Raw genomic sequence first — 7,443 nt, forward strand, 5'->3', positions numbered from 1 at the left:
GTCCTTTGGTCATGATTGGTTTTCCTCCTGATCCCGAAGATTTTAGCCTCTCATGACCATTATACTTCAAAACCCAATCGGATAGTTGCTTTGTTGAGCGAATTTTATATTTCTTGCATATATCTAGTTTTGAAGCATTACCTGAAAGATATTCCTTAACTGCTGTATATTTCAGTTCTTGGGAATAGCTTGTATTTTTTGAGGAAGTAATTAATCCTGATTCTCCCATTGCTTGATAATTAGAAATCCATCGCCGTACTGAAGAATGGTCAACATTATATTCTTTTGCTAGCTGCCTTTGGGTTTTCCTGCCTTCTAGATAATCTTTTACAGCAGATAATTTTTGCTCAAAAGAAACTTTTGGTTTTCGACTCATAAAAATATGCCCCCCTTGAAGTAACAGTTTTTATTATTTCAACTGTCTACTACAAGGGGAGCATATCAGGTTGGAAGGGGTGTTTTATTTTACTTCAATATGGAGGCGATAAATTATGCCATAAAATCGGATATACTATTAAGAGAAAAATAAAGGAAGTACCGGCGGCCACTTTTACAAAAAAAGAAGGTTGTGTCTAAAGGCGGCCTTGCAGATTTTTAAAATGCTGGGAAAGGATTATATCGTGTAGAGATAGATATATAATATAGCATGGAATAAAAAAATGAATGTAAAAGAGGAGGTTATTTTATGGATTTCGGCTTTTACCAGCTGGGAACTCTTTTTAGAACAGCCAATTTTATAATAGTGCTGGTCGAAATTCTTCTGATAGCTCTCTGGATAGGTTTTGCGGTAAATTCGAAGAGGACGTCGGTGATTGCTCTGACATCGGCCGTATCGGCCATAATCCTCCTGGCTTCGATTCTCGGAGGAAACCCAGTAATATCTTTTGTGCTCCTGCTGGTGCTGGTGTCGCTGATGGCAAATACGGTAAGGATCGTGAATGAGTACCAGAGGGGGGTACTGCTCAGGTTCGGTAAATTTGCATACGCGGTAGGCCCGGGAATTAACGTAATCATGCCCTTCGGCATAGACCGCCTGCTGGTGGTCGATCTGAGGACCGCTACTATAGACGTACCGAGGCAGGAGATAATTACAAAAGACAACATACCGGTGATGATCGACGCAGTGGTGTATTTCAACGTATTTCAGCCGGAACTTGCGGTGCTAAAGGTACAGAATTACTTCAACGCCACCAGCCTGCTCGCTCAAACCATTTTAAGGGCGATCCTCGGAAAGTACGACCTGGATGACATTCTGGCAAAGAGGCAGGAACTCAACGAGATGCTGAGGCAGGAACTGGACAGGGCGACGGATCCGTGGGGCGTGAAGGTTACCGCCACTGAGATAAAGTCCATAGAACTGCCGGAAGAGATGAAGAGGGCTATGGCCAAGCAGGCCGAGGCTGAAAGGGAACGCAGGGCGAAGATAATAAGGGCTGAAGGCGAGCTTCAGGCTGCGGAGAAACTTTCGGAGGCGGCGAGTATAATTTCGCGAAATCCCGGTGCTTTACAGCTGAGACAGCTTCAGACCCTGAGCGAAATCGCGGTGGAGAAAAATTCCACAGTAATATTCCCTCTCCCGGTGGAAATAATGAAGTTCTTTTCTGTAAACAGTGAAGTAAAAGGGAATTCCGGCAGTCATGGGAATGTCGGTTAGAGAAATACGCATCTTAAATTTTTTTTATTTTTGCAGGAAAATCGTTGAAAATGTAGTATAATATATAATGTAATTAGTTATTATTACTGATAAGGGGGTATATTATAATGAGCTTAAAAGGCACGAAAACCGAACAGAACCTGATGGCGGCTTTTGCCGGCGAATCGCAGGCCCGCAACAAGTATACTTATTTTGCGTCGGTAGCAAAGAAAGAAGGGTATGAGCAGATTGCCGCGATCTTCCTCGAGACAGCGGAAAATGAGAAGGAACACGCGAAAGTCTGGGCCAAATACCTGGGGCTTATAGGTGATACGCCCAAAAATTTAGAAGAAGCTGCCGGCGGAGAGAACTACGAGTGGACTACAATGTACAAGGAATTCGCAAAAGTTGCAAGAGAAGAAGGATTTAACGAAATCGCCGAACACTTTGAGAGGGTGGCAGAGGTAGAGGCAGCCCATGAAGCCAGATACCGCAAGCTGCTCTCCAGGCTGAGGGAAGAAACGCTTTTCAAACGCCCGACACCCATTAAGTGGCGGTGCCGGAACTGCGGATATATATACGAGGGCACCGAGGCTCCCGAAAAGTGTCCGGCCTGCGACCACCCGAGAGGATTCTACGAGCCGTTTGTTGAGGATTAAAAAAGCCGGGGATCACAACCCCGGTTTTTTTGTGCCTTTTTATATGTAAATCAGGAATATCGGTTTTCACGATCAGCAGGCTCACCCTCTAAAATCTCTTATAAATCTCTCGATAGACCTGTCGTAGGTCTTTTCGGCCTCCCTGGAAAAATAACAGGCCGGGAGCTCACCGTTTCTCCTGTGGTAGTGCAGGCACTCGCAGCAGCGGCCCTTGCGGGAGCAGGGTTCATAGGTGCACGTGCAGATGGTTTTATTCTTTGAAAGAGTGCATTCCAAAACTGATCACCTCCAAAAAAATTTTAACCCCTTTGGACTGAATAAATCAAGGTATATCTTTCATATGAAACATATATGTTACAATGTATTTAAAAAACAAAGAAAGTCTACAGGATGGAGGGATCGATGTAATGTTCAATATAATCCTGCTCGGCATCACGAGCCTCTTAACCGACATCAGCAGCGAAATGGTTTATCCGCTGCTGCCGATTTTTCTCACCACCAGGCTGGGAGCCACCCCACTGGTCGTCGGTACCATCGAGGGAATTGCCGAGAGCCTGGCGAGTTTGCTGAAAGTATTTTCTGGGTATTTCTCGGACAGGGCAAAATGCCGCAAGCCCTTTGCGATAGCCGGGTACAGCGCTTCCACCGTGGGAAAGATATTCCTTTACACAGCCTCTTCCTGGCCGGTGGTTCTGGCAGGGCGGGTGGCCGACAGGTTCGGCAAGGGCATCCGAACCGCTCCTCGAGACGCCCTAATAGCCGAATCGTCTTCCGAGGGTGCCCGAGGCAGAGCTTTTGGGCTTCACAGGACTATGGACACCCTTGGAGCGGCGATAGGAGTGTTGCTGGCCTATTGCTTCATAACCAGGGCACATGTTGATTTCCACCAGATATTCCTCTATTCCTTGGTTCCGGCGTTTCTGGGCGTAGTGGCTTTATTTTTCGTTCGGGAAAAAGGAGTCGTCAGAGAAAGGGAAAACAAGCCATCCCTGAACTGGAACGCCCTAGACAGCCGGTTGAAAACATTTCTGATCCTGATGTTTGTATTCACGCTGGGCAATTCCTCAAATCAATTTCTGCTCCTTAAGGCCGGGAATGTCGGATTCGACGCAAAAACAATATTACTGCTTTATCTTACATACAACCTGGTGTACAACGTCGCCTCTTATCCGGCGGGAGCCATTTCCGACCGAATAGGCAGGAAGGCAATGATAGTGGCGGGATATCTGGTTTACGGCCTGGTATACTTCGGGTTCGCCATGGCAAGTACGCCCGCCTCCATATGGGTGCTTTTTGCGGCTTACGGACTTTATATGGCGTTTACCGAAGGCGTGGAGAAGGCCTTTATATCCGATATAGCCCCGGAAAACTTAAGGGGTACTATGATAGGGCTCCATGCCACTCTGGTGGGCATCGGCCTTTTACCCGCCTCTCTTATAGCGGGAGCCCTGTGGAATGCCTTTGGAGCATCAGCGCCCTTCTATTTTGGAGGATTTATGGGGATTTTAGCCGCCGCCGGCATATGGCTTTTGATTTAGGTTTCAAAGGAAGGGGCTGCCCTGGAAACTTGCCAAAACCGGTATTAAGGAGTAAAATTAATGCAAAAGATTGGGAAAACTACAAAGGAGTGATTGTTTTGACCAGAGAAGAAGCTCTAGAACTGGTAAAGGAAAACGTCTCCAACAAAAACCTGGTAAAGCATATGATCGCCGCCGAGGCAGTAATGAGGAGGCTCGCCAGGCATTTCGGCGAGGATGAGGAAAAGTGGGGCCTCACGGGCCTGCTGCACGATGTGGACTTCGACAGGGTAAAGGACGACCTTTCTAAGCACAGCCTGGTGGGCGGGCAGATGGCCAGGGAATGGGGGCTCGACGAGGAGGTGGCCCACGCCATAGAAGCGCACAACGAGGAGCACGGTATAGAGCGAAACACCCTGCTTTCAAAGGCCATGTTTGCCGTAGATCCTTTAACCGGCCTCATTGTCGCCTCAGCCCTGATACACCCGGAAAAAAAGCTTTCGGCCATAGATACCCAGTTTGTAATAAACCGCTTTTACGAAAAATCCTTTGCAAGGGGTGCAAGCCGGGAGAAAATAGCTACCTGTTCGGAGCTGAACCTGACCCTGGAGGAGTTTGTTTCGATGGCTCTGGAAGCCATGCAGGAGATTCACAAAGAACTGGGGCTATAATTTGATTCAGGGAGGAGATTATGGATCTAAAAGAAAGAATCCTTGACCTGATGAAAAGCGAAGGGTACAGGCCCATGACCGAGGCAGAGATCTTTACGGCTTTGGACCTGGACCTGAGGGATGCCGACCAACTGCTGAAAACCCTCCAGTTCATGGAAAAGGAAGGCCTTGTCGTTAAAAACCGGAGGGGAAGGTACGGGGTGCCCGAACGGATGAACCTTGTGGTAGGGCGGATTGAGGGCAACCCGAAGGGATACGCCTTTTTGATCCCGGACAACCCCGACATCGAGGATATATACATCGGGCTTCAAAACCTCAATGGCGCCGTCCACGGGGACAGGGTCATAGTGCGTCCCATATTTAAGCCAGCGGGGGGTAGAGTCGAAGGTGAAGTTGTCCGGATACTCAAGAGGGCATCCACCCGAATCGTAGGGACCCTGGAACGCGGGAAACACTTTGCCTTCGTAACCCCCGATGATAAAAGGTTTTATTACGATATCTTCATACCCAAAGATGAAATAGCCGGGGCAAAATCGGGCCAGAAGGTCGTGGTCAGCATAACGAAATGGCCCGAAGGCCGGCGCAATCCCGAAGGCCGCATTATCGAGATACTGGGTTACGAGGACGAGCCGGGTGTAGACATACTGTCAGTTATAAAAAAGTACAACCTACCCCTGGAATTCCCTGAAAAAGTGCTCCGGCAGGCCGAACAAATACCCGACGAAATCACCGATGAGGACCTGGCAGGTAGGCTTGACCTCAGAAACGAGAAAATAGTAACCATAGACGGAGAGGACGCCAAGGACCTGGATGACGCGGTATCGGTCCGGCGCATCCCCGGCGGCTACAGGCTGGGTGTGCACATCGCCGATGTGAGTTACTACGTAAAGGAGAAGACGCCCCTTGATATAGAGGCCATGAAGAGAGGATGCAGCGTGTACCTGGTGGACAGGGTAATACCGATGCTGCCTTCCAAGCTCTCCAACGGCATCTGTAGCCTCAACCCACGGGTACCCCGCCTCACCATGAGCGTAATAATCGATTTCGACGATAAGGCCCATGTAAAAAGCTATCAAATAACTCCCAGCATCATAAAGACCTGCGAACGGATGACCTATACCGCCGTGAACAAAATACTTGAGGATAACGACAAAGAGACCATAAAGCGGTACGAATATTTGGTAGATGACTTCAAGCTCATGGCGGAACTGGCGGCAAAATTGACCAGGAAGCGTTTTGAGCGGGGCAGCCTGGATTTCAATTTCGAGGAAGCAAAGGTGATACTCGACGAAGACGGACGGCCCGTGGACATAGTGAGAGAGAGAAGGGGCGTTGGAGAAAGGATCATTGAGGAATTCATGCTGGCGGCCAATGAGGTCATAGCCGAGCATATGTACTGGCTAAAAGTTCCCTTTGTCTACAGGGTGCATGAGTTGCCCGATAGGGAAAAGATATACACCCTGCAGGAATTTCTTTACAACCTAGGGTATTCCATAAAGGGCGTGAAAAATATCAAGCCCAAGGCATTGCAGCAGATCATTGAGGCGGTCAAAGGAAAACCGGAAGAGCGGGTGGTGAACACGGTTCTCCTGAGGTCACTGAAAAGGGCGCGCTACAGCGAGGAAAACCTGGGTCACTTCGGCCTTGCTGCCCACTATTACACACATTTCACGTCACCCATCCGCCGCTATCCCGACCTGATAATACACCGTATTCTAAGGGAACAGCTGGCGGGAGAGCTTGACGAAAAGCGCCAGGAACAGTTGAACGAGGTGCTGGGCAGGATTGCAAAACATTCTTCCGAAAGGGAGCGTATTGCCGAAGAAGCCGAAAGGGAAACGGTAGAGCTGAAAATGGCCGAATATATGGCCGGGAGAATAGGCAGGGTTTATACTGGAATTATTTCCAGCGTGACCCCCTTCGGGTTTTTTGTGGAGCTGGAAAACACCGTGGAAGGCCTGGTTCATGTGAGCACCCTGGAAGACGATTTCTACCACTTTGACGATAAAACCATCACCCTTAGGGGGGAGCGGACGAACAAAGTTTTCAAGATAGGCAATAGGGTAAAGGTAAAGGTTATCAAGGTGAATAAAAATGACCGCCAGATAGACTTTGCCCTTGAGGAGAAACTGGATTAGGGGGGGTATTATGAGGGAAAAGAATTCCCGGGACCTGGTTACCAACCGGAAAGCCCGCCACGACTACCACATAATAGAGACTTATGAGGCGGGTATAGTGCTGGCCGGTACCGAGGTAAAGTCCTTAAGGGAAGGTAAGGCCAATTTAAAGGACAGTTTCGCCCGGGTGGAAAAAGGCGAGCTATATCTTTATAATATGCACATAAGCCCTTACGAGAAGGGAAATATTTTCAACAAGGACCCGCTCAGGACCCGGAAGCTGCTCATGCACCGCCGGGAGATAGACAGGCTGTACGGGCTGGTGAAGGAGAAGGGGGTTACCCTGGTGCCCCTGAGGGTGTATTTGAACGAAAGGGGCCTGGTAAAGGTTGAGCTGGCAGTGGCCAAGGGTAAGACCCTCTACGATAAAAGGGAGGATATCAAGCGCAGGGACGCCGAGCGCGAAATGGAAAAGGCGTTTAAAGAATATAGAAGATAACTACCGAAGCACCGATCAAGTCCAATTTTTTGTGTAAAATTCCCTCTGGCTAGAATCAGGTGATAAAAGTTTAACTTATCGAAACCACTTTTTCTCTTACTTTTTTCGAGTTTTCTTTCTGCCACTCAAAGTATTCGGCCATATCCAAGTATTTTTTGCCAGAAGTCCATTTTTCGTCCTGTTCCATAAGCAATGCCCCAATTAGACGAATGGCTGATTCACGGTTGGGAAATATCCTAATAACCCTTTCACGTCGGCGTATTTCTTCGTTTAGCCGCTCTAAACCGTTTGTAGTTCGAAGTCTTTTCCTATACCGCTCGGGAAACTCTAATACCGCTATAGCATCT

General features: G+C 48.3%; 9 protein-coding genes. 6 read left to right on the plus strand and 3 right to left on the minus strand.

Features of this window, described 5'->3' with window-relative positions:
• Nucleotides 1-376: helix-turn-helix domain-containing protein (locus tag LZ11_RS11935; protein ID WP_148868087.1), on the minus strand; the 376-nt coding region annotated here is incomplete at its 3' end.
• A 309-nt stretch (nucleotides 377-685) separates the two neighbouring features.
• Between LZ11_RS11935 and LZ11_RS11940 the strand changes: the two genes are divergently transcribed.
• Both LZ11_RS11940 and rbr read left to right on the plus strand, forming a co-directional pair.
• Nucleotides 686-1,654, plus strand: coding sequence for a slipin family protein (locus tag LZ11_RS11940; RefSeq protein ID WP_148868088.1), 969 nt, complete (start codon nucleotides 686-688; stop codon nucleotides 1,652-1,654).
• A 107-nt stretch (nucleotides 1,655-1,761) separates the two neighbouring features.
• A complete protein-coding gene (gene rbr / locus LZ11_RS11945) occupies nucleotides 1,762-2,292 on the plus strand; it encodes a rubrerythrin (RefSeq protein WP_281282763.1) in 531 nt (176 codons plus the stop codon).
• Between the two features lie 81 nt (nucleotides 2,293-2,373).
• On the opposite strand, the gene LZ11_RS11950 is transcribed toward rbr, so the two are convergent.
• Nucleotides 2,374-2,568, minus strand: coding sequence for a DUF6485 family protein (locus LZ11_RS11950; RefSeq protein ID WP_148868090.1), 195 nt, complete (start codon nucleotides 2,566-2,568; stop codon nucleotides 2,374-2,376).
• Between the two features lie 131 nt (nucleotides 2,569-2,699).
• Here LZ11_RS11950 and LZ11_RS11955 point away from each other — a divergent pair, with 131 nt between their 5' ends.
• From LZ11_RS11955 to smpB, 4 genes are all read left to right on the plus strand, one after another.
• Nucleotides 2,700-3,830 (plus strand): MFS transporter, encoded by a 1,131-nt coding sequence (locus LZ11_RS11955; protein ID WP_148868091.1) that lies wholly within the window; start codon nucleotides 2,700-2,702, stop codon nucleotides 3,828-3,830.
• A 98-nt stretch (nucleotides 3,831-3,928) separates the two neighbouring features.
• Nucleotides 3,929-4,480, plus strand: coding sequence for an HD domain-containing protein (locus tag LZ11_RS11960; RefSeq protein WP_148868092.1), 552 nt, complete (start codon nucleotides 3,929-3,931; stop codon nucleotides 4,478-4,480).
• A gap of 20 nt (nucleotides 4,481-4,500) precedes the next feature.
• On the plus strand, nucleotides 4,501-6,618 hold the full coding sequence (gene rnr, locus LZ11_RS11965; RefSeq protein WP_148868093.1) for a ribonuclease R: 2,118 nt from the start codon (nucleotides 4,501-4,503) through the stop codon (nucleotides 6,616-6,618).
• Nucleotides 6,619-6,628: 10 nt separating this feature from the next.
• Complete coding sequence (gene smpB / locus LZ11_RS11970) at nucleotides 6,629-7,096, plus strand: SsrA-binding protein SmpB (protein ID WP_148868094.1); 468 nt, start codon at nucleotides 6,629-6,631, stop codon at nucleotides 7,094-7,096.
• 70 nt (nucleotides 7,097-7,166) lie between these two features.
• Here the strand turns inward: smpB and LZ11_RS11975 are convergent.
• A partial coding sequence (locus tag LZ11_RS11975; protein ID WP_187695087.1) for a transposase occupies nucleotides 7,167-7,443 on the minus strand: 277 nt, incomplete at its 5' end.

This window comes from Thermosediminibacter litoriperuensis (assembly GCF_008124715.1).
Taxonomy (GTDB): domain Bacteria; phylum Bacillota; class Thermosediminibacteria; order Thermosediminibacterales; family Thermosediminibacteraceae; genus Thermosediminibacter; species Thermosediminibacter litoriperuensis.

Coding starts and splice junctions, on each gene's coding strand:
- rbr (WP_281282763.1), top strand. CDS start 1,762: ATGAGCTTAAAAGGCACGAAAACCGAACAGAACCTGATGGCGGCTTTT.
- LZ11_RS11940 (WP_148868088.1), top strand. CDS start 686: ATGGATTTCGGCTTTTACCAGCTGGGAACTCTTTTTAGAACAGCCAAT.
- smpB (WP_148868094.1), top strand. CDS start 6,629: ATGAGGGAAAAGAATTCCCGGGACCTGGTTACCAACCGGAAAGCCCGC.
- rnr (WP_148868093.1), top strand. CDS start 4,501: ATGGATCTAAAAGAAAGAATCCTTGACCTGATGAAAAGCGAAGGGTAC.
- LZ11_RS11955 (WP_148868091.1), top strand. CDS start 2,700: ATGTTCAATATAATCCTGCTCGGCATCACGAGCCTCTTAACCGACATC.